Raw genomic sequence first — 18,704 nt, forward strand, 5'->3', positions numbered from 1 at the left:
GCGCGCTCGACGAAAAAACAGGGACATCACCGGTTCACGCCAGGCCAGGCACAGACCGCCAGGGCGATGAGCGTCACCGGGGCATTGGCACGATGCGCCGCCGGGTGCTGCCCCTTGCCGTGACGGCGTATGCGCTTGCGCCAGCATGAACCGCTTTTCAAGGGGGTGACTGTAGCGCAACTGGCGGCAGATGGGGCAAATAAGCACAGCAGGGCGGGAGAATGCACCGGTACAAACCCGGCCCTGCTGCGGCGCTGGCGTTGATGCGAACAGGGACGCGGGGGGCTTATTTCTCCGCCACTGGCACCGCCACAAACAGGGTATTGCCATCGCGGATCAAGCGCAGCGCCAGGGTGTCACCCGGCTTGGCGGCGGCCACCTGCTCGCGCAGCTGGTCGGCGCTGCTCAGGGCGAGATTGTTGACACCAACAATCACATCACCCGGCTGCACCCCGGCGCGGGCGGCCAGCCCCTGCACCCGTTGCACCAGCAGGCCATACGGCACGCGCAGTGCGCGTTGCTGGGCCGGGCTGAGTTCGCTCAGCGTCATGTTAAGCCGGGCCAGCGGCGGCTGGGCGTTGGGCTGGCGCGCACGGGCCTGGCGTTCGTTGGGGTCGGCCATTTCATTCGGGATGACGGTGACGCTGCGGTTGGCCTTGTTGCGCCAGATCTCCAGTGTCAGCGGCTGGCCAGGGCGGGCATTGCCAATCAGCCGGGCCAGGTCGCCCCAGTTATCCACTGGCTTGCCGCCCACCTGCAGCACGATGTCGCCGGATTTGATGCCAGCTTTGTCCGCCGGGCCGCCGGGTTCCACGCCATTGATCAGCGCACCGCTGGGGCGGGCCAGGCCAAACGACGCCGCCAGTTCGCGGCTGAGCTCCTGCACCGACACGCCAATCACCGCCCGCGATACCTTGCCCCGGCTTTTCAGCTGCTCGGCCACTTGCATGGCCACGTCAATCGGGATGGCAAAGGAAATGCCCATGAAGCCGCCGGAGCGGCTGTAAATCTGTGAATTGATGCCCACTACCTGACCGTCCAGATTGAACAGCGGGCCGCCGGAGTTGCCAGGGTTGACCGCCACGTCAGTCTGGATGAACGGCACGTAAGCGTCGCCGGGCAACTGACGGCCCTTGGCCGAGACGATGCCGGCGGTGACCGAGCTGTCAAAGCCAAATGGCGAGCCAATGGCCGCCACCCATTCCCCCACCTTGAGCTGGCTGGGGTTGCCCAGGGTGACGGTAGGCAGGCTGTGGCCGTCGATTTTCAGCACGGCCACGTCGGTGCGGCTGTCGGCACCAATCAGCCTGGCCTTGAATTCGCGCTTGTCAGTGGTGCTGACGGTGATTTCATCGGCCTTGGCCACCACATGGGCGTTGGTCATGATGTAGCCATCGGCTGAAATCAGAAAGCCGGAGCCCAGCGAGCTTTGTTGTTGTTCACGCGGCTGGCCGGGCGGGTTGAAGCGGCGGAAGAACTCGGAAAACAGGTCATTGCCCAGTTCGTCGCCAAACGGATTGGCGCTGGTTTTCACCGTTTGCGTGGTGCTGATGTTTACCACGGTGCGGCCCTGGGTTTCTACCAGGCGGGTAAAGTCGGGCAGATCACGGGCGGCGTGGGCCACGGCGCTGCACAGCATGCTGGCCGCCAGCGCCCAGCCGGCCAACCGGCGGGAAAGCGTTAATGTCGACATGATGAGGCGTTCCGAACAGAATCAGGTTGTACAAAGCGGGTAATGACCGGGTGGAAGGCGCTCAGGTTCCGCGCCTGGCGGCTGTGCCGGCGCACTGCCAGCAGGCTGGCCGCCAGCGCGGCCAGCGCCAGCAGCACCGACAGCGTTTCGCTGAATGCCGCACCAAGCAGCGCACCGGCCAGCAAGGCGGCCAGCGGCAGCGCGTACAGCAGCAGTGCGCTGTTCAGCACACTGTTCGGGCGCACCGCCACCACCACCCAGTCGCCGGCGCGGGCGGCCAGCGGGTTATCCACCAGAAAGGACGGTGCACCGCGCTGGAAGGTGCGTGCCAGGCTGAGCGAGCGGCAGCCGCGCACCGGGTCGCACTGCCCGCACGGAGTGTGCGGGCGCACCTCCACCCAGGCCTGCCGGCCTTCGCAGCGCAGGACGCGGGCTTCGGTTTCGATCATGGCTTGAGCTGGACTGAGTTGGCGATGGTCTGGATTGAGGCGTCCGGCAGGTCGCCCACCACGGTAATCAGGGTGTCGCCCACCGGGCGGCTATAGGCGCGCAAGGCACCGCGCACAAAATACCCGGCCACCCGCGAGCGGGCATTGCTGGCCCCTGGCTCGATAAAAACAGAAAACCGCGCCAGACCATCGCTGTATACCAGATGGCGCACTGGCTGGTGACGGCCCGCAATGGTGCGGCGCACGTCGCGCATCAGGCGAAACCCGGCTGGAATCACCTTGATGTCGGGCCGGTCGGCGCGGCTATCTTCCAGATGGACAGGCGGACGTTCCGGGCTGATGGTGTGCTGCTGTTCAAAACTGGGGCGAAAAGCCTGCTTGTCGCGCACCGGCCCCAGGGTAAGCTGGGTAAAGGCAAACTGCTCCACCACATCACGGCGGCCATTGACCACGCTGATCTTGATCGGCAGGCTGGTTTTGTCCTCAATGCAAAAATGGTAGGCGTAGCGGGCGTTGTCGCGCGGCTCCAGCGCTATCCAGCTGCAGTCGTAGCTGGCCACCCGGTCGTGCTCCAGCTGGCGCATGGCGTACACGGTGGTCAGTTCAGCCGGGTTGTCCGGCAGCAGCTCGGGAAACAGCCGCTGCGCGCCCAGCTTGGCTTCCAGCAGCGCCTGCGCGTCGGCGCCGTAGGCAATCAGCTCATGACCATGACGAATCAGCTCCCAGCGCACGCCATCCAGCGATTCGCGTTTTTCCCGCGCGGTATTGCCGTCGTGGCTGTGCGTCAGCCGGTAGGATTCGACGGTGCCGCCCGCCTGATGCAGGTAAGCGCCCGAATAGCTTTGCTGGCGGGCGGCGTTGACATAGCGTTTCAATAATTGTTGCGCTTCGCCATCAGACAGGGGAGAAGTTGCCCAGGCCGGGGCGAGCACCAGCCAGGCGGACCATGCAAAAACCCGTCGCTGCATCAACGTCGTCCCTCAACCGTGCTGGTGGACACTGCCATCAGATACGGCGACACCGATTCCTGATGGGCAAGCAGGTAGGGGTTGTTGGCCGGTGCTTCCGACGGCGTCGGGGCCATGGCCAGGGTTTGCACCGGTTCGGCACGTTCCAGCACGGCGGTGGGCAGGAGGGCGTCCGGCTCGATGCCATCCCATTGCCCCCCCACCATCACCGCCACCAGCGCCGCGCTGGCGGCCATGGCGTAGCCTGCCCAGCGCAGCACTTTGCCAGGGCGGGATACCGGGGCCGGTTGCGCACGCGGGGCCAGCACGGTGGGTTCATCCACCAGGCGGTCATGCACGGCTTGATCGACACGCATGGTCAGGTGCTGCGACTGGCGCAGGGCATCGCCAATCAGGTGGTAGTGATTCCAGTTGTGTTGCAAGTCCGGATCGGTTTTCATCCGGGTCAGCAGGGTGTCAGCGTGCTGATCATCCAGTTCGCCATCCACCAGCGCCGAGAATTGTTCGTTCATCATTACCACCTTTTGTTCTTGGCCGTGTCCAACAACGGTTTGAGCTGAACCGAAATGGCTTCGCGGGCGCGGAAAATCCGCGACCGTACCGTGCCAATCGGGCAGTCCATCGCCTGGGCGATGTCTTCGTAGCTCATGCCTTCCATTTCGCGCAGGGTGATGGCCGTGCGCAACTCTTCCGGCAATGCCTCGACGGCCCGATTGACCGTTTCGACAATTTGCCGGTTCATGTACTCGGTTTCCGGGGTGTTCATGTCGGGCACTTGCGACGACATGTCGACAGATTCCCCGTCTTCGTCCTCATAATCCCCGCTCAGCAACGGGCGCTTGCCCGAGGCCGACAGGTAGTTTTTTGCTGTATTGATGCCGATGCGGTACAGCCAGGTATAAAACGCACTTTCTCCACGAAAGCTTGGCAAGGCGCGGTACGCCTTGATAAATGCCTCCTGGGTGACATCCTCGATTTCGGCTTGATCGCGGATGAACCGCGACAACAAGCGCGCCAGACGGCGCTGATACTTGTTGACCAGAAAATCGAATGCGCGCTTATCTCCCCGCTGCGCCCGGCTGACCAACTGCTGGTCAATATCCCGTTCGCTCATGCGATAAGTGGCTCCCGACTTGGCACCTGGCGTGCGGGCACGCTCAGGCCCATGGCCTTATTTTGCGGGTAAGCTCCGTGGGCGGTGTCCCCACTTCCGCGCTTACCCTGCTTATTATCTGGAATGACGTGAATTGACATCCTCCCCCATCTGATGTTCGGAGGGGGCCTGCTGCTGGCGGTATCACTTCACCGCTCACGGCACAGGCACAATGGGCGTACCCTGCCCAGCGAGCAGGGGTGACACCGCCCACCATGGCCACGCTGTTCCCGTCTTGGGAAACGCTGAAAAAACCGTCATCCGGCACAGCTAGTTCAGTAGACTTACGCCCCTGGGGCAAGTTCGCTGCAGGGGTGAATAAACTTGATCCCGCGCAAACCGGCCCACCCGTCCCTCGTGGGGGTCATGGTACTGGAATCGGCGGCAGGATGCAGCAGGATGGTAATGGGCAGCACAGGTTAAAACAGATATACCCCCTGTGGCTGCGGGGCCGGCAGCGGCATGTCTTCTCCGCGCAGCGCCCGCACCGATGATTCAATGGCGTGGCACAGCGACGACAGCGGCAGATCGTTGCCCTCCTTGCCAAACGGTTCTTCCAGCTCCTCGCCCAGCACATCCAGCGCCAGGTAGGTGTAGGCAATGAACACCGCAATCACCGGGGTCAGCCAGCCAATGCTGACCGACAGCCCCAGCGGCAGCAGCATGCAATAAATCGTGACCGTGCGGTTGAGCAGCACCCGGTAAGTAAAGGGAATGGGCGTGCCGCTGATGCGCTCGCAGCCACCCAGCGCCTCGGACAGGCTGTCGAGCTGACGGTCCAGCGCCTGCCATTGCCAGTCGTTGATCTGGCCAGACTGGCGCAATGCGGCGGTCTGGCGTTGCAGCTCGCCCAGAATCAGCAGCGGCTGACAGGGCGAATCGACCAATTGCTGATAGTGCGCTTCAGGCAGCAGGCGGGCCAGATGGTGATGCACATCATCGCGGCGCAACTGGCCTTTGAGCGCATAGGCAAATGCGCACACACCGTCCATCAGCACCCGGCTGTCGGTTCGATCGCCAAGCAGTGCCAGCAGCTTGCCGCTGAAGGTGCGCGAGGCAATCACCACCAGCCCCCACAGCTTGCGCGCCTCCCAGAAGCGGTCGTAACTGGCAGAATTACGAAAACCCAGAAAAATCGCCAGCGAGACGCCCATCAGGGTAAAGATGTAAATGTTCAGCGAGGATTGGGCGTGGCGGGTTTCCCACCAGTCGTTCAGCAGCACCGAGACGACCGAGATGGCCAGCACCAGACACAGCCGCGACAAAATACGCGGCAACACCGATCCGCGCCAGACAAACAGCAGGCGAAACCAGTGACGGCGAGGATAAATAATCATGAAAAAGCAGACGGGAACATGCCCGGAATGGGCCGGGTGTCCATGATAGCGGACAAAGTCACGCCGGCAAATGCGGGGTTGCACTGGCCGGCGTGATCAATCCATCAGCCCGGTCACTGGTGTGACCGGGCCAAGGTGCGTCAGTCGCGTTCGCCACCAAACGCCATCAGCAATTGCAGCAGGCTGCTGAAGATGTTGTACAGGCTGACGTACAGGGTCAGCGTGGCCGACACATAGCTGGTTTCGCCGCCGTCAATCACCTGCTTGATCTGGAACAGAATCACCGCCGACGAGAACAGGATGAAACCCACGCACAGCGTCAGGTGCAGCGCCGGCAGTTGCAGGAAGATGTTTGCCACCACCGCCACCATCAGCACCACGGCACCCACGGTGAGGAATTTGTTCAGGAAGCTGAAATCACGCTTGCTGACCGTGGCAATGGCCGCCAGGGCAAAAAACGCTGCCGAGGTGCCAGCAGCGGCCAGTGAAATCAGCTGGCCACCGTTGCGCAGCGACAGCGCGGTTTGCAGCAACGGGCCAAGCAGCAGACCCATGACAAAGGTCAGCGCCAGCATCAGGCCCACGCCGGCAGAATTGTCACGGTTTTTTTCCACGGCAAACATCAGACCGTAAATTGCCGCCATCATCACCAGGCTGGACACAATCGGGCTGGCGCGCATGAAGGAAAAATTGACCTGAACGCCAATCAGGGCACCGGCCAGGGTGGGCAGCAGGCTCAAGGCCAGCAACCAGTAAGTATTGCGCAGAACCTTGTTGCGGCTTGCAGCCAGTGTCGAACTGGCAGAGGCTGAAGACAACTGGATGTGCATGGTGACATTCTCCGTCAAATGATGTTCAAGTGCCGCTGTGTGCGGTACAAAAGCCGGCAATCCGCCGGCAGGCAAACCTCAGTATAAAGAGGATGCTGCCAATCTGCATGAATACCGGCCAAGCCACGATATCGACTGTGGTTTGCAGGCTACGACCGGACGGCGCATCAACAAGTTCCCGCTTCCTGCTGCACGCGGCTTGTCAGCAAAAAGCGCAATCATGTATCCTTTACGGCTAGCCGGCACATCTGGCTCGGTCCGTTCGGGCCGCAGCCGGGGGCCAGACTTCCTTTTGCGAGGGTGGCGGAATTGGTAGACGCACTGGATTTAGGTTCCAGCGCCGAAAGGTGTAAGGGTTCGAGTCCCTTCTCTCGCACCAGAACAACGCTTGTGCCAGCATGGTGCCCAGTCGGGTGCATGCTGGCGCTATAGTGCGCCCGTGATTTTCCTTTCTCATTACACTGATTCGATTTAAGGATTAATAATGCAAGTTCAGCTCGAAACGCTTGGCACCCTGGAACGCCGACTGAATATCACCCTGGCCATGACCGATATCGACGCCGAAGTGAAGCAGCGCCTGCAGCGCGTTGCGCGCACTGCCAAGGTGCAAGGTTTCCGTCCGGGCAAGGCTCCGCTGAAGATTGTCGAGCAGAATTATGGTGCCCAGGTGCGCGAAGAGGTGCTGGGCGAACAAGTGCAGCAAAGCTTTGCCAAGGCCGTGCAGGAACAGCAGCTGGACATCGCCGGCTACCCGCGCTTCGAGCCGTTTGCCGAAGACGCCGCCAGCGGCAGCGAATTCACTTTCAGCGCCGTGTTTGAAGTGTACCCGGAAGTGGTGGTGGGCGATCTGTCGGAAAAAGAAATCGACAAGCCGGTCACTGACGTGAGCGAAGCCGAGATCGACAAGACCCTCGACATCCTGCGCAAGCAGCGCACCCGCTTCAACCACGCCGAACGCGCCGCCCAGACTGGCGACCGCGTGACCATCGACTTCAAGGGCACGATTGACGGTGAAGCGTTTGCGGGCGGCAGCGCCGACAACTACTCGTTCGTGCTGGGCGAAGGCCAGATGCTGCCGGAATTCGAAACCGGCGTGCTGGGCATGAGCGAAGGCGAAACCAAGGACGTGCCGCTGAATTTCCCTGAGAATTACCACGGCAAGGACGTGGCCGGCAAGCAGGCCATTTTTGCCATCACCTTGAAAAACGTCGCCGAGCCGCAACTTCCGGAAGTGGACGCCGAGTTTGCCAAGAGCCTGGGCGTGGCGGATGGTGATGTGGCCAAGATGCGTGACGAAATCAGCAAGAACGTCAACCGCGAATCCAAGCGTCGCCTGCAGGCCCGCGTCAAGGAAGGCGTGATGCAGGCGCTGCTCGACGTCACCCCGCTGGAACTGCCGAAGGCCCTGGTTCAGCTGGAAATCAGCCGTCTGATGCAACAGGCCCGCCAGGACATGGCTCAGCGCGGCTTTGGCGACCAGATGAAAGACATGCCGCTGCCGCCGGAACTGTTCCAGGAACAGGCTGAACGCCGTGTGTCTCTGGGCCTGATTCTTGCTGCAGTGGTGGAGAAGCACCAGCTGAGCGCCACGCCGGAACAGGTTAACGCCCTGATTGCCGAGCAGGCAGAAAGCTACGAAAACCCGCAGGAAGTGATCGACTGGTACCACGCCAGCCCGGAACGCCTGAACGGCCCGGCCTCGGTGGTGCTGGAAGATAACGTGGTGGCTTTTGTTCTGTCTCAAGCCAAGGTCAACGAAAAACCGGTTTCGTTTGAAGAATTGATGGGGAATGCCTAATGCACACACTGCCAGGTTGGCTGAATAGCACGCCGGGGTCGCAAAATCTCGGCCTCGTTCCGATGGTCGTCGAGCAAAGTGGTCGCGGCGAACGCGCCTTTGACATCTACTCGCGCCTGCTCAAGGAACGCATTATTTTCCTGGTCGGGCCGGTGACGGATGACTCGGCCAATCTGGTGGTGGCGCAGCTGCTGTTTCTTGAGTCGGAAAACCCGGACAAGGACATCTCGCTGTATATCAATTCGCCAGGGGGCTCGGTCACTGCCGGCATGTCGATTTACGACACGATGAATTTCATCAAGCCGGACGTGTCCACCCTGTGCATTGGCCAGGCATGCAGCATGGGCGCTTTCCTGCTGTCTGCCGGTGCCAAGGGCAAGCGCTTTACCCTGCCCAACTCGCGGGTGATGATTCACCAGCCGCTGGGCGGCTATCAGGGCCAGGCCTCGGACATTGAAATCCACGCCAAGGAAATCCTGTACCTGAAGGAACGTCTGAACAAGATGCTGGCCGAGCACACCAGCCAGCCGCTTGAGGTGATCGAGCGTGACACCGATCGTGATAACTTCATGAGCGCCGACGCTGCCGTGGCCTATGGCCTGGTGGACAAGGTGCTCTCCCACCGGCACGAAGCCGCATGACGGATGATGTAATGTCGGACAAGAAAACCAGCGACAAGCTGTTGTATTGCTCGTTTTGCGGCAAAAGTCAGCACGAAGTCAAGAAACTGATTCAGGGCCCGCAAGTTTATATCTGCGATGAGTGTGTCGAGCTGTGCAACGACATTCTGCACGAAGAGCAGGTGGCTTCGCCGGCACCGGGTGAACTGGGCGAAGGCGGTAAGCGTGCGCCGCTGCCGCCGCCGCGCCAGCTGCGCGAAACCCTGGATCAGTACGTCATCGGCCAGGAAGGGGCAAAAAAAGCCCTGGCCGTGGCGGTGTATAACCACTACAAACGTCTGGAAACCCGGCTGGAGCCGGGCGATGTCGAACTGGCCAAAAGCAATATCCTGCTGATTGGCCCGACCGGCTCGGGCAAGACGCTGCTGGCACAAACGCTGGCGCGCATGCTGGATGTGCCGTTTGTGATGGCCGACGCCACCACGCTGACCGAAGCGGGCTATGTGGGTGAAGATGTAGAAAACATCATCGCCAAGCTCTTGCAAAAGTGCGACTACGATGTTGAGCGTGCCCAGCGCGGCATTATCTACATCGACGAAATCGACAAGATTTCGCGCAAGTCGGACAACCCGTCGATCACCCGTGATGTGTCGGGTGAAGGCGTGCAGCAGGCGCTGCTCAAGCTGGTGGAAGGTACGGTGGCGTCAATTCCGCCGCAAGGCGGGCGCAAGCACCCGAACCAGGAATTCATCCAGGTAGACACCACCAATATCCTGTTCATTTGTGGCGGGGCGTTTGATGGGCTGGCCAAGATCATCCGCAACCGCTCGCAAAAGGGCGGCATCGGATTTGGTGCCGAGGTGTACTCCAAGGACGACGGGCGCGCGGTGGGCAAGGTGCTGCAGGAAACCGAACCGGAAGATCTGATCAAGTTTGGTCTGATTCCGGAGTTCATCGGTCGCCTGCCGGTGATTGCCATGCTCGACGAGCTGGACGAAGAAGCCCTGGTCACCATCCTGACCGAGCCCAAGAACGCCTTGGTGCGACAGTTCCACAAATTGTTTGAAATGGAACAAGTCGAGTTGGAAATCCGACCCTCGGCGCTGCGCTCGATTGCCAAGCAGGCGCTGGTGCGTAAAACCGGTGCCCGTGGCCTGCGTTCGATTCTGGAACGTGCGCTGCTGGACACCATGTACGACCTGCCGTCGCTGCAGGACGTCATCAAGGTGGTGGTGGATGAAACCGTGATCGACAAGGGCGCTGCGCCATTGATGATTCACGCCGACGCTGCCCCGGTGGCTCAGTCCGCCTGAGCCTTTGCCGTTTTGGTGTCGAAAAACCGCTCGCCTACCGGTGGGCGGTTTTTTTATGCAAAATCGTTGACAGCGGGCCAGCGAATCCTTGCCGCCTGTCTTGATTTCACGCATCCTTGCCCCATTTAGCTCTTTATTACTGCGCTATCATTATCCAGGATTCAGGTCGATCACCATGCCCACTACCGAACTGCTTACCGAAGACACCGCCCTGCCGCTGCTGCCGCTGCGCGACGTGGTGGTGTTTCCGCATATGGTCATCCCCCTGTTTGTCGGGCGACCCAAGTCCATCAAGGCGCTGGAAAAAGCCATGGAATCTGACAAGCAGATTCTGCTGCTGGCGCAAAAGTCCGCTTCCAAAGACGAACCTTCTGCAGACGATCTGTACACCATTGGTGCCATTGCCACGGTGCTGCAGCTGCTCAAGCTGCCGGATGGCACGGTCAAGGTGCTGGTGGAAGGCCGCCAGCGCGCCCAGGTCAACAGCATCAATGAAGATGCCGGCTATTTTGTTGGCGAACTGACCCCGCTGCCGGCTGAAGGCAAGGAAAGCACCGAGAGCGAAGCCATGCGCCGGGCGCTGATTGCCCAGTTTGAGCAGTTTGTCAAACTGAACAAGAAAATCCCGCCGGAAATCCTCGCCTCGCTGTCTGGCATCGACAAGGCTGGCCGCCTGGCCGACACCATTGCCGCCCACCTGCCGCTCAAGCTGGAGCAAAAGCAGGAGGTGCTGGAGATGTTCGACATCAAGAGCCGCCTGGAGCACCTGCTGGCCCAGCTGGAGTCGGAAATCGACATCCTGCAGGTGGAAAAGCGCATCCGTGGCCGGGTCAAGCGGCAAATGGAAAAAAGCCAGCGCGACTACTACCTGAATGAACAGGTGAAGGCCATCCAGCGCGAGCTGGGCGAAGAAGACGAAAGTTCCGACCTCGACGATCTGGAAAAAAAGATCAAGGCCGCCGGCATGAGCAAGGAAGGCCGGGAAAAAGCCACCAGCGAACTGCGCAAACTGCGCATGATGTCGCCGATGTCAGCTGAAGCCACCGTGGTGCGCAACTACATCGAAACGCTGATTGAGCTGCCGTGGAAGAAAAAGACCAAGATCAGCAAGGATCTGGCCCACGCAGAAACCGTGCTCGACGAAGACCACTTTGGCCTGGAAAAGGTCAAGGAGCGGATTGTCGAATACCTCGCGGTGCAACAGCGGGTGGAAAAACTCAAGGCACCGATCCTGTGCCTGGTGGGGCCGCCCGGCGTGGGCAAGACCTCGCTGGGGCAGTCGATTGCCCGCGCGGTCAACCGCCAGTTTGTGCGCATGGCGCTGGGCGGCGTGCGTGATGAAGCCGAAATTCGCGGTCACCGCCGCACCTATATCGGCTCGATGCCGGGCAAGGTGCTGCAGAACATGACCAAAGTGGGGGTGAAAAACCCGCTGTTCCTGCTCGACGAAGTGGACAAGATGGGGGCCGACTTCCGTGGCGATCCGTCGTCTGCGCTGCTGGAAGTGCTGGATCCGGAACAGAACGCCACCTTTGTTGACCATTACGCCGAGGTGGAATACGACCTGTCCGACGTGATGTTTGTTGCCACCGCCAACTCGATGAACATCCCGCCGGCGCTGCTCGACCGCATGGAAATCATCCGGCTGTCCGGCTACACCGAAGACGAAAAGATTGCCATTGCCGAACGCTATCTGCTGCCCAAGCAACTGACCAACACCGGCCTGAGCGATGCCGAAATCGTGGTGCAGGAATCCGCCATCCGCGACATCGTGCGCTACTACACCCGCGAAGCCGGCGTGCGCAGCCTGGACCGCGAAATCAACAAGATCTGCCGCAAGGTGGTCAAGGCCCAGCAAGGCAAGAAAACTACGGCGAAGCCCACCCGGATTACCGTCAGCGCCAAGAATCTGGACAAATACCTGGGGGTGCGCCGGTTTGATTATGGCCTGGCCGAAGAAGCCAATCAGGTTGGCCAGGTCACCGGCCTGGCCTGGACCGAAGTAGGCGGCGAGCTGCTGACCATCGAAGCTGTTGGCCTGCCGGGCAAGGGCAATATCATCCGTACCGGCCAGCTGGGCGAGGTGATGCAGGAATCCATCACCGCCGCGCTGAGCGTGGTGCGGCGTCGCGCGCGCAGCCTGGGGATTCAGCCCAACTTCTACGAAAAGAACGACATCCACATCCACCTCCCGGAAGGTGCCACGCCCAAGGATGGCCCATCTGCCGGGGTGGGGATTGTCACCGCCATCACCTCCAGCCTGACCGGGATTCCGGTGCGCGCCGATGTGGCGATGACCGGCGAGATCACCCTGCGCGGCGAAGTGCTGCCAATTGGTGGCCTGAAGGAAAAGCTGCTGGCGGCGCAACGCGGCGGTATCAAGCATGTGCTGATTCCCAAGGGCAATATCAAGGATCTGGCGGAAATCCCTGATACCATCAAGAAAAAGCTGGAAATTCACCCGGTAAAGTGGATTGAAGAGGTGTTTGCCCTGGCGCTGGAGCACAACCCGGCCCCGCTGGCCGAAGACGATGACGTTGGCACGATTCCTGCCAAAGCCGACGAACTGCCGGTGACACGCGCCGTGACCCACTGATTGGCCAAACTGGCCTGCTGCTGCGCTGCCGGAATGGCCGATAATAACCGGCCTTCATCGTGCAGCGCAGCATGACGGCCAGCGCCGTCTGGCATGTCATTCCGGTTACACCCGCTTGGAATAAGCCGGCAAAGTCGCTTGACACAAGGATTTGCCGCTTGCTATAAAGCCGGGAGATTTTAATTATTCCTGTGTGCACCGGCTCACAATTCTCGTAAAGGGGACAACAGTGAACAAATCCGAATTGATCGATGCCATGGCCGCATCGGCTGATATTTCCAAAGCCGCTGCAGGCAAAGCCCTTGATGGTATGGTCGATGCACTGACCCAAGCCCTGAAGCAGGGTGATTCGGTCACGCTGGTGGGGTTTGGCACCTTCTACGTGGGCGAGCGCGCCGAGCGCACCGGTCGCAATCCGAAAACCGGCGAAAGCATCAAGATTCCGGCAGCGAAATCTCCTAAATTTCGCGCTGGTAAAACCCTGAAGGATGCGCTATAATCTTTCCTTCATTTGCGAACTCTACCAGTTTGCAAATGATCTGGGCGGTTAGTCTCAGTTGGTAGAGCACTGCCTTCACACGGCAGGGGTCACTGGTTCGAGTCCAGTACCGCCCACCAGCAGCGGAGTGGTAGTTCAGTTGGTTAGAATACCGGCCTGTCACGCCGGGGGTCGCGGGTTCGAGTCCCGTCCACTCCGCCAGCCAGAATGCGAAAGGTGAACGTGCTCCGTTCACCTTTTTTCATTTGTCCGCCCGTGTTGCCACGGCCCTGCCTAAGAGCTGCCCGATGTTTGATTTTGTCCAGAAAAATTCCCTGTTCATCAAGGTTGTTCTCGGCGCTGTTGCGCTGACTTTTGTTGGCTTCGGGGTGGGCAGCTACACTGCAGCCACCGACGACCCCTACCTGGCCAAAATCGACGGGGTCAAGATCTACAAGCGCGACGTTGAGCGCATGCTCAATGGCCGCCCTGCCGACGCCGCCACCCGCCAGGGTGTGCTGGAAAACCTGGTGCGCAAGGAACTGCTGCTGGCTGACGCCCGTCACGCCGGCCTGGTGGTGACCGCGCCAGAGCTGCGCAAGGCGATCATGGAGATCCCCGGCCTGCAGGACAACGGCAGCTTCAGCAAAACCCGCTACGAGGCGTTTCTGACCGGCCAGGGGCTGAATGTCAGCCAGTTTGAGCGCATGATCAGCGAAGACATCCTGATTCAGAAACAGCTCGACAGCATTGCCGGCTCCTCGCTGGTGTCCAGCGCGGGCATTGAGCGCTTCAACCAGCTGATTGGCCAGTCGCGCGACATCAGCACCTGGGTGCTGCGCCCGCAGCAATTTGCCGACGCGGTGAAAATCGACGATGCCGCCATCAGCGCCTACTACACCGCCCAGGCCAAGCGCTACCAGCTGCCGGAAATGGTGCGTGCCCAGTTTGTGGTGCTCAACCAGGACAAACTGGCCGCCGAGGTGACGGTCAGCGACGACGAAGCGCACAAATACTTTGACCAGCACCGTGCCGAGCTCGCGCCGGAGCAGCGCCGGGCGTCGCATATCCTGCTGACGGTGGCTAAGGACGCCGACGCCGCCACGCGCAGCAAGACGCGCGAACAGGCAGAAGCACTGCTGAAAGACCTCAAGGCCAATCCGGGCCGCTTTGCCGAGCTGGCGCGTAGCCGCTCGCAAGACCCCGGCTCAGCCAGCCAGGGCGGCGATCTGGGCTTTTTTGGCCGGGGCATGATGGTCAAGCCCTTTGAAGACACTGCATTCAAGCTGGCCAAGGGCGAACTGAGCGGCGTGGTGGAAACCGACTTTGGCTACCATATCCTGCGCCTGGACGACATCAAGCAGCCCGATTTTGCTGCGGTCAAGGCCGAGGTGGTCAGCCGCCTGCAAAAACAGAAATCCAGCGCCCGCCTGCGCGAGCAGGCTGAAAAACTGAATGAACTGGCCTACCAGCAGGCCGACAGCCTGAAAGCCATCAGCGACACGCTCAAGCTGTCGGTGGAAACCAGCGACTGGCTGGCGCGCGACAGCAAGCCGGCCAACCCGCTGCTGGGCCACGCCAAGGTGCGCGACGCGCTGTTCAGCGATGATGTGCTCAAGGGCAAGCACAATAGCGAAGCCATTGAAGTGGCACCGGGCACACTGGTGGTGGTGCGCGTGGCTGAGCACAAGCCGGCGACGCAGCGCCCGCTGGCCGAGGTGGCCGCCAGCATCCGCCAGACCCTGATTGACACCAAGGCAGCGGAACTGGCCAGCGAAAAGGGTAAATCTCTGCTGACCAGCCTGAAAGCCGGCAAGGCCGTCAGCGGCGACAGCTGGACCCCATCGCAAACCGTGTCGCGCCAGGCACCAGTCAGCCTGTCGCGTGACGCCGCCCGCGCGGTGTTTTCAGCCCAGGTGGCCAAACTGCCGGCGTACACTGGTGCCGCCACTGACACCGGCGATTATGTGATCTACCGGATCAACAAAGTGACCGCTGCCCCCGCTGCCAAGCCAGAAGACCAGGCCCGCCTGCGGGAAATGCTGGGCCAGGCAATGTCCAATGCTGAAGCGATGGCCTATGTAGAAAGTCTGCGTGCCCGCTTCAAGGTGCAACTGCGCCAGCAAACTGAAGACCCGGCGCAATAACGCCAATCACGCGTCGCCCCCGCCCCCCATGGCCAGCCTAGGGGGGGGGTTTACCTCTGTCGTCTGTGCCTGTGCCAGCAGCGCCCTGGCCAGGGATGCCAGGGCAATCGCTTGCGCTTCCCAGCGGTCAATATTGGTTTCCAGCATTTCCATCCCTTTCGTCAATTCTCCGGCACAAGTAAATCCGACTTCCCTGTAGTTCGACCGACCAGACAAGATCATCCGCGCGCGGCTTCATCGCCGGGGTGACGTAGTTGCCGTTTTCAAGGCGCAGGGTGGTGTAATCCAGCAAGGCGGACACACCCGGGGGGCAAAGGCCTCCAGCAGCTCCTGCACCAGTTCGGCGTGAGAAAACAGGTATTTATAACCGCTGTCGTGGAGATGTGCCATCGCCCAAGTGTCGCGTGGCGGATGGGTGGGCTCAAGTTGCCGCTGTGCTTGTGTGTCATGCTCCGGGCCAAAAAAGCAGGGCGCAGCACACCTCCAGAAGCGATGAACCGCCGAGACGGTGGTGGTGGGGATGGATTGTCAGGGGGGGGCGTTCGTGTGACGGCCCTGGCCAAGAGTGCGGGCAAGCAGGCCGTTTGCCGCAAACCCGGCTACAATTCAGGCTGACTTTCTCAGGGTGGCGGGCAGTGGGCCGGCTGCCCGACCTGGAACACCATGCATATCGACCGCTTTTTTGCCCCCTGCCCGCGTGGCCTGGAAGGGGTGCTTGCCGAAGAACTGGACGCGCTGGGCGCCTCCGCCATTGAATCCGCCGACGGCGGCGTGGGTTTTGCCGGCGACTTTTCGCTGATGATGCGGGTTAACCTGCATTCGCGCTTTGCCAGCCGCATCCTGTGGCGGCTGGGCGGCGGGCGTTGCCGCACCGACGCCGACCTGTACCGGATTGCCATGGGCATCGACTGGCCGCTGCTGTTTTCGGTCGACCGCACCATCAAGGTGAAAACCGACGCGATTCGCAGCCCGCTGAAAAGCCTGGAATTTGCCTCGCTGAAAATCAAGGATGCCGTCTGCGATGTCTTCCGCCAGCGCGGCGGCGAGCGCCCCAGCGTGGACACCCGCGCCCCCGATGTGCGCATTCACGCCTTTTTGAGCGCCGACACCGCCACCCTGTATCTGGATACCTCGGGTGAGGCACTGTTCAAGCGCGGCTGGCGGCGGGAAACCCAGGATGCACCGCTGCGGGAAAACCTGGCCGCCGGCATTCTGCGCCTGAGCGGCTGGACCCCTGGCACGCCCTTGCTTGACCCAATGTGCGGCAGCGGCACTTTTCTGGTGGAAGCCGCCGACATGGCGCTGAACCGCGCGCCAGGCCGTGCGCGCAGCTTTGGTTTTGAAAATCTCAATGGCTTTATCCCCGCCCGCTGGCAGGCGCTGCGCGCCGAAGCCCAGGCTGCCGAACGCAAGCCGGTGCCATTGCCCATCTGGGGCAGCGACCGTTTTGGCCCGGCACTGGATAGCGCCCAGCGCAATCTGGACGCCGCCGGGCTGGGTAACTGCATTCAGCTGGCCTGCCGCGATGTGCTGGAAGTACGCCCGCCCGCCGACCATGGCGTGCTGGTGTGCAACCCGCCCTACGGCGTGCGCCTGGACGATCAGGACCGGCTGGCTGAGCTGTATCCGCGCCTGGGCGACTGGCTGAAGCAGCACTGGGCAGGGTGGGATGCGTTTTTCCTGACCGCCGACTTGCGTCTGGCCAAGCTGATCCGGCTGTCGGCCAGCCGGCGCACGCCGCTGTTCAATGGGGCACTGGAGTGTCGCCTGTTTGCCTACAAGATGATTGCCGGCGGCAATCGCCGTCCGTGACACATGGCGCGAATAGGCCGATGACCCCGCACACATGTTGAAACCTCACCGGGCCGCTGGCACAGCGCGCCCCGGTGTATTTTCCTATCCCCGATTGCCAGAGGAAGCCGGATGTCTGCCCTGAGCCTGCCTGAACTCCCTGCTGCGCTGCTGGAACAGGGCGTGACGCTGCGTCCGCGTCGTGATGACGATGCGGACTTCATGCGTAAGCTGTTTTTTTCTTACCGCCAGCCGCAGTTGCTTGGCATTGGCGGCAGCACGGTGGATGACCAGGTGCTGCTGGAACAGCAATACCAGCTGCAATGCCGCCATTACCAGCAACTTTCCGGCCCGCTGGCCTGGGGTGTGGTGGAAATGGCAGGGCAGCCGGTGGGGCGCTTGTATCTGCAGCAGCGTGAACACAGCCTGCACCTGCTTGATCTGATTCTGCTGCCGGCTTTCCAGCAGCACGGGCTGGGCAGCGCCCTCTTGCGGGCGGTACAGGCGCAGGCGCAGCAGCAGGGCGGCTCGGACGTGAGCTTGTATGTGGAAATCCACAACCCCAGGGCAATGCAGCTGTATCAGCGCCTGGGCTTTGTGCCGATGGAGATGCAAGGGGTGCATCTGCGCATGCTGTGGTCGCCCGCTTAAGCGCCGCTCACAGCCCCCCTCTCACTCGGCCTTCAGCCATTTGTCTGCGGCCAGGCGGATTTTTTCTGCGTAATCGGCGCATTCAGCTGGGCCAATCAGCGGCAGCTTGAGTTCAGCCACCACCGCCGCCACGGTGTCGGGGGTCACCGCCTGCCCGGCGCGGCGCAGACGGTCGGCAATCACCATTTCCTGGCCCCAGAAATACACCTTGTGCGCACCGGTATTGGCCTGCATGCGGCGCACTTCCTCGGCGCGCCCGGCACCAAACAGCGGTAGCCAGATATCCGCCAGCAGGGTGTCTGCCGGGGTGTCTGGCACAAAGGTATAAGCGTCAGCGTTGACGATGCGCACCCGCTGGCGAACCGCATCGGGCAGTTGGGCAAATACGCCAGATTGTTCCACCACCTGAATCACTTCCGGGTCAAACTCCACCACAGTGACCTGGCTGACTGCCGGGTTCAGCGCGGCATTGGCCGCCGCCCAGCCCATGCCCAGCCCCATCACCACCACATGGCCGCTGGCGTATAAGCACCCCAGCGCCTGGCTTTCGGTTTCCATCGGGCTCATCGACATCCAGGTGTGGGTCTTGCCGCTGGCGTCGGTGCGCAGCAGCAGCGCCATGCCCATCACCAGTTGTGGAGGGGTCCAGTAGCCGGGGCACAGCACCATGTCGGCCAGACGCAGCGACCAGCGCTCGCCTTCAAATGGCTGGTAATGCGGGGCAAACAGGCTGTGCTGGTAAACCGGCAGGTCGAGCGGGGCAGTGGTCTGGGCGTGATCGGTCATGGCAGGGCTCTGAAAATAACAGCCGGTACGGTATGGCGTTTGGGTGAGCGATGTCAATAACAGGGCATTGCCGCTTGAGCACCGCGCGCCCCTC

At 61.5% G+C, this 18,704-nt stretch carries 17 protein-coding genes and 3 tRNA genes; 11 read left to right on the forward strand and 9 right to left on the reverse strand.

What is annotated here, in order from left to right:
* Window positions 1–286: 286 nt before the first annotated feature.
* The 7 genes from BXU06_RS04460 to BXU06_RS04490 all read right to left on the reverse strand — a co-directional run bounded on the left by BXU06_RS04460 (window position 287) and on the right by BXU06_RS04490 (window position 6,430).
* Window positions 287–1,693 carry a DegQ family serine endoprotease gene (locus BXU06_RS04460; RefSeq protein ID WP_077297209.1) on the reverse strand — a complete coding sequence of 469 codons (1,407 nt, stop codon included), beginning with the start codon at window positions 1,691–1,693 and terminating at the stop codon, window positions 287–289.
* Entirely contained in the window at window positions 1,681–2,142 is a 462-nt protein-coding gene (locus tag BXU06_RS04465) for a SoxR reducing system RseC family protein (RefSeq protein WP_077297211.1), read from the reverse strand. The genes BXU06_RS04460 and BXU06_RS04465 overlap by 13 nt, the downstream gene beginning before the upstream one ends.
* Window positions 2,139–3,110, reverse strand: a complete 972-nt coding sequence (locus BXU06_RS04470; protein ID WP_077297213.1) for a MucB/RseB C-terminal domain-containing protein — start codon at window positions 3,108–3,110, stop codon at window positions 2,139–2,141. The genes BXU06_RS04465 and BXU06_RS04470 overlap by 4 nt, the downstream gene beginning before the upstream one ends.
* The gene (locus tag BXU06_RS04475) at window positions 3,110–3,625 is read right to left on the reverse strand and encodes a sigma-E factor negative regulatory protein (RefSeq protein WP_077297215.1); all 516 of its coding nucleotides are present in this window, start codon (window positions 3,623–3,625) and stop codon (window positions 3,110–3,112) included. Before BXU06_RS04475 ends, BXU06_RS04470 begins: the two co-directional genes overlap by 1 nt.
* Window positions 3,625–4,224 (reverse strand): RNA polymerase sigma factor RpoE, encoded by a 600-nt coding sequence (gene rpoE, locus BXU06_RS04480; RefSeq protein ID WP_077297217.1) that lies wholly within the window; start codon window positions 4,222–4,224, stop codon window positions 3,625–3,627. The genes BXU06_RS04475 and rpoE overlap by 1 nt, the downstream gene beginning before the upstream one ends.
* Window positions 4,225–4,682: 458 nt before the next feature.
* Window positions 4,683–5,600: a bestrophin family protein gene (locus tag BXU06_RS04485; protein WP_077297219.1), complete on the reverse strand. Its 918-nt coding sequence runs from the start codon at window positions 5,598–5,600 to the stop codon at window positions 4,683–4,685.
* A 140-nt stretch (window positions 5,601–5,740) separates the two neighbouring features.
* Window positions 5,741–6,430 (reverse strand): Bax inhibitor-1 family protein, encoded by a 690-nt coding sequence (locus BXU06_RS04490; RefSeq protein WP_077297221.1) that lies wholly within the window; start codon window positions 6,428–6,430, stop codon window positions 5,741–5,743.
* A 294-nt stretch (window positions 6,431–6,724) separates the two neighbouring features.
* Here BXU06_RS04490 and BXU06_RS04495 point away from each other — a divergent pair.
* The 9 genes from BXU06_RS04495 (at window position 6,725) to BXU06_RS04535 (ending at window position 15,382) form a co-directional block, all read left to right on the forward strand.
* Window positions 6,725–6,809, forward strand: a tRNA-Leu gene (locus BXU06_RS04495).
* A gap of 105 nt (window positions 6,810–6,914) precedes the next feature.
* On the forward strand, window positions 6,915–8,228 hold the full coding sequence (gene tig, locus BXU06_RS04500) for a trigger factor (protein WP_077297223.1): 1,314 nt from the start codon (window positions 6,915–6,917) through the stop codon (window positions 8,226–8,228).
* Window positions 8,228–8,869, forward strand: a complete 642-nt coding sequence (gene clpP, locus BXU06_RS04505) for an ATP-dependent Clp endopeptidase proteolytic subunit ClpP (protein WP_077297225.1) — start codon at window positions 8,228–8,230, stop codon at window positions 8,867–8,869. Before tig ends, clpP begins: the two co-directional genes overlap by 1 nt.
* An 11-nt stretch (window positions 8,870–8,880) precedes the next feature.
* Window positions 8,881–10,161 carry an ATP-dependent protease ATP-binding subunit ClpX gene (gene clpX, locus BXU06_RS04510; RefSeq protein WP_077297227.1) on the forward strand — a complete coding sequence of 427 codons (1,281 nt, stop codon included), beginning with the start codon at window positions 8,881–8,883 and terminating at the stop codon, window positions 10,159–10,161.
* A 175-nt stretch (window positions 10,162–10,336) separates the two neighbouring features.
* Window positions 10,337–12,757 (forward strand): endopeptidase La, encoded by a 2,421-nt coding sequence (lon, locus tag BXU06_RS04515; protein WP_077297229.1) that lies wholly within the window; start codon window positions 10,337–10,339, stop codon window positions 12,755–12,757.
* Between the two features lie 208 nt (window positions 12,758–12,965).
* Complete coding sequence (locus BXU06_RS04520; RefSeq protein ID WP_256364067.1) at window positions 12,966–13,256, forward strand: HU family DNA-binding protein; 291 nt, start codon at window positions 12,966–12,968, stop codon at window positions 13,254–13,256.
* 42 nt (window positions 13,257–13,298) lie between these two features.
* Window positions 13,299–13,375: transfer RNA gene (locus tag BXU06_RS04525), tRNA-Val, on the forward strand.
* A gap of 5 nt (window positions 13,376–13,380) precedes the next feature.
* Window positions 13,381–13,457, forward strand: a tRNA-Asp gene (locus BXU06_RS04530).
* Window positions 13,458–13,543: 86 nt separating this feature from the next.
* Entirely contained in the window at window positions 13,544–15,382 is a 1,839-nt protein-coding gene (locus BXU06_RS04535) for a SurA N-terminal domain-containing protein (protein ID WP_077297233.1), read from the forward strand.
* 127 nt (window positions 15,383–15,509) lie between these two features.
* Here BXU06_RS04535 and BXU06_RS18575 read toward each other — a convergent pair whose 3' ends face one another.
* On the reverse strand, window positions 15,510–15,683 hold the full coding sequence (locus tag BXU06_RS18575) for a hypothetical protein (RefSeq protein ID WP_374754322.1): 174 nt from the start codon (window positions 15,681–15,683) through the stop codon (window positions 15,510–15,512).
* Window positions 15,684–16,045: 362 nt separating this feature from the next.
* Between BXU06_RS18575 and BXU06_RS04545 the strand changes: the two genes are divergently transcribed.
* On the forward strand, window positions 16,046–17,194 hold the full coding sequence (locus tag BXU06_RS04545; protein ID WP_077297238.1) for a class I SAM-dependent RNA methyltransferase: 1,149 nt from the start codon (window positions 16,046–16,048) through the stop codon (window positions 17,192–17,194).
* A gap of 111 nt (window positions 17,195–17,305) precedes the next feature.
* The gene (locus BXU06_RS04550; RefSeq protein WP_077297240.1) at window positions 17,306–17,824 is read left to right on the forward strand and encodes a GNAT family N-acetyltransferase; all 519 of its coding nucleotides are present in this window, start codon (window positions 17,306–17,308) and stop codon (window positions 17,822–17,824) included.
* Window positions 17,825–17,845: 21 nt separating this feature from the next.
* Here the strand turns inward: BXU06_RS04550 and BXU06_RS04555 are convergent, their stop codons facing one another.
* Window positions 17,846–18,610, reverse strand: coding sequence for a hypothetical protein (locus BXU06_RS04555; protein WP_077297242.1), 765 nt, complete (start codon window positions 18,608–18,610; stop codon window positions 17,846–17,848).
* Between the last annotated feature and the right edge of the window lie 94 nt (window positions 18,611–18,704).

The organism is Aquaspirillum sp. LM1, from assembly GCF_002002905.1.
Taxonomy (GTDB): Bacteria; Pseudomonadota; Gammaproteobacteria; order Burkholderiales; family Aquaspirillaceae; genus Rivihabitans.

What these genes read in the sequence shown, in the direction of transcription:
- BXU06_RS04460 (WP_077297209.1), bottom strand. Translation starts at nt 1,693, where the DNA reads ATGTCGACATTAACGCTTTCCCGCCGGTTGGCCGGCTGGGCGCTGGCG.
- BXU06_RS04465 (WP_077297211.1), bottom strand. Translation starts at nt 2,142, where the DNA reads ATGATCGAAACCGAAGCCCGCGTCCTGCGCTGCGAAGGCCGGCAGGCC.
- BXU06_RS04470 (WP_077297213.1), bottom strand. Translation starts at nt 3,110, where the DNA reads ATGCAGCGACGGGTTTTTGCATGGTCCGCCTGGCTGGTGCTCGCCCCG.
- BXU06_RS04475 (WP_077297215.1), bottom strand. Translation starts at nt 3,625, where the DNA reads ATGATGAACGAACAATTCTCGGCGCTGGTGGATGGCGAACTGGATGAT.
- rpoE (WP_077297217.1), bottom strand. Translation starts at nt 4,224, where the DNA reads ATGAGCGAACGGGATATTGACCAGCAGTTGGTCAGCCGGGCGCAGCGG.
- BXU06_RS04485 (WP_077297219.1), bottom strand. Translation starts at nt 5,600, where the DNA reads ATGATTATTTATCCTCGCCGTCACTGGTTTCGCCTGCTGTTTGTCTGG.
- BXU06_RS04490 (WP_077297221.1), bottom strand. Translation starts at nt 6,430, where the DNA reads ATGCACATCCAGTTGTCTTCAGCCTCTGCCAGTTCGACACTGGCTGCA.
- tig (WP_077297223.1), top strand. Translation starts at nt 6,915, where the DNA reads ATGCAAGTTCAGCTCGAAACGCTTGGCACCCTGGAACGCCGACTGAAT.
- clpP (WP_077297225.1), top strand. Translation starts at nt 8,228, where the DNA reads ATGCACACACTGCCAGGTTGGCTGAATAGCACGCCGGGGTCGCAAAAT.
- clpX (WP_077297227.1), top strand. Translation starts at nt 8,881, where the DNA reads ATGTCGGACAAGAAAACCAGCGACAAGCTGTTGTATTGCTCGTTTTGC.
- lon (WP_077297229.1), top strand. Translation starts at nt 10,337, where the DNA reads ATGCCCACTACCGAACTGCTTACCGAAGACACCGCCCTGCCGCTGCTG.
- BXU06_RS04535 (WP_077297233.1), top strand. Translation starts at nt 13,544, where the DNA reads ATGTTTGATTTTGTCCAGAAAAATTCCCTGTTCATCAAGGTTGTTCTC.
- BXU06_RS04545 (WP_077297238.1), top strand. Translation starts at nt 16,046, where the DNA reads ATGCATATCGACCGCTTTTTTGCCCCCTGCCCGCGTGGCCTGGAAGGG.
- BXU06_RS04550 (WP_077297240.1), top strand. Translation starts at nt 17,306, where the DNA reads ATGTCTGCCCTGAGCCTGCCTGAACTCCCTGCTGCGCTGCTGGAACAG.
- BXU06_RS04555 (WP_077297242.1), bottom strand. Translation starts at nt 18,610, where the DNA reads ATGACCGATCACGCCCAGACCACTGCCCCGCTCGACCTGCCGGTTTAC.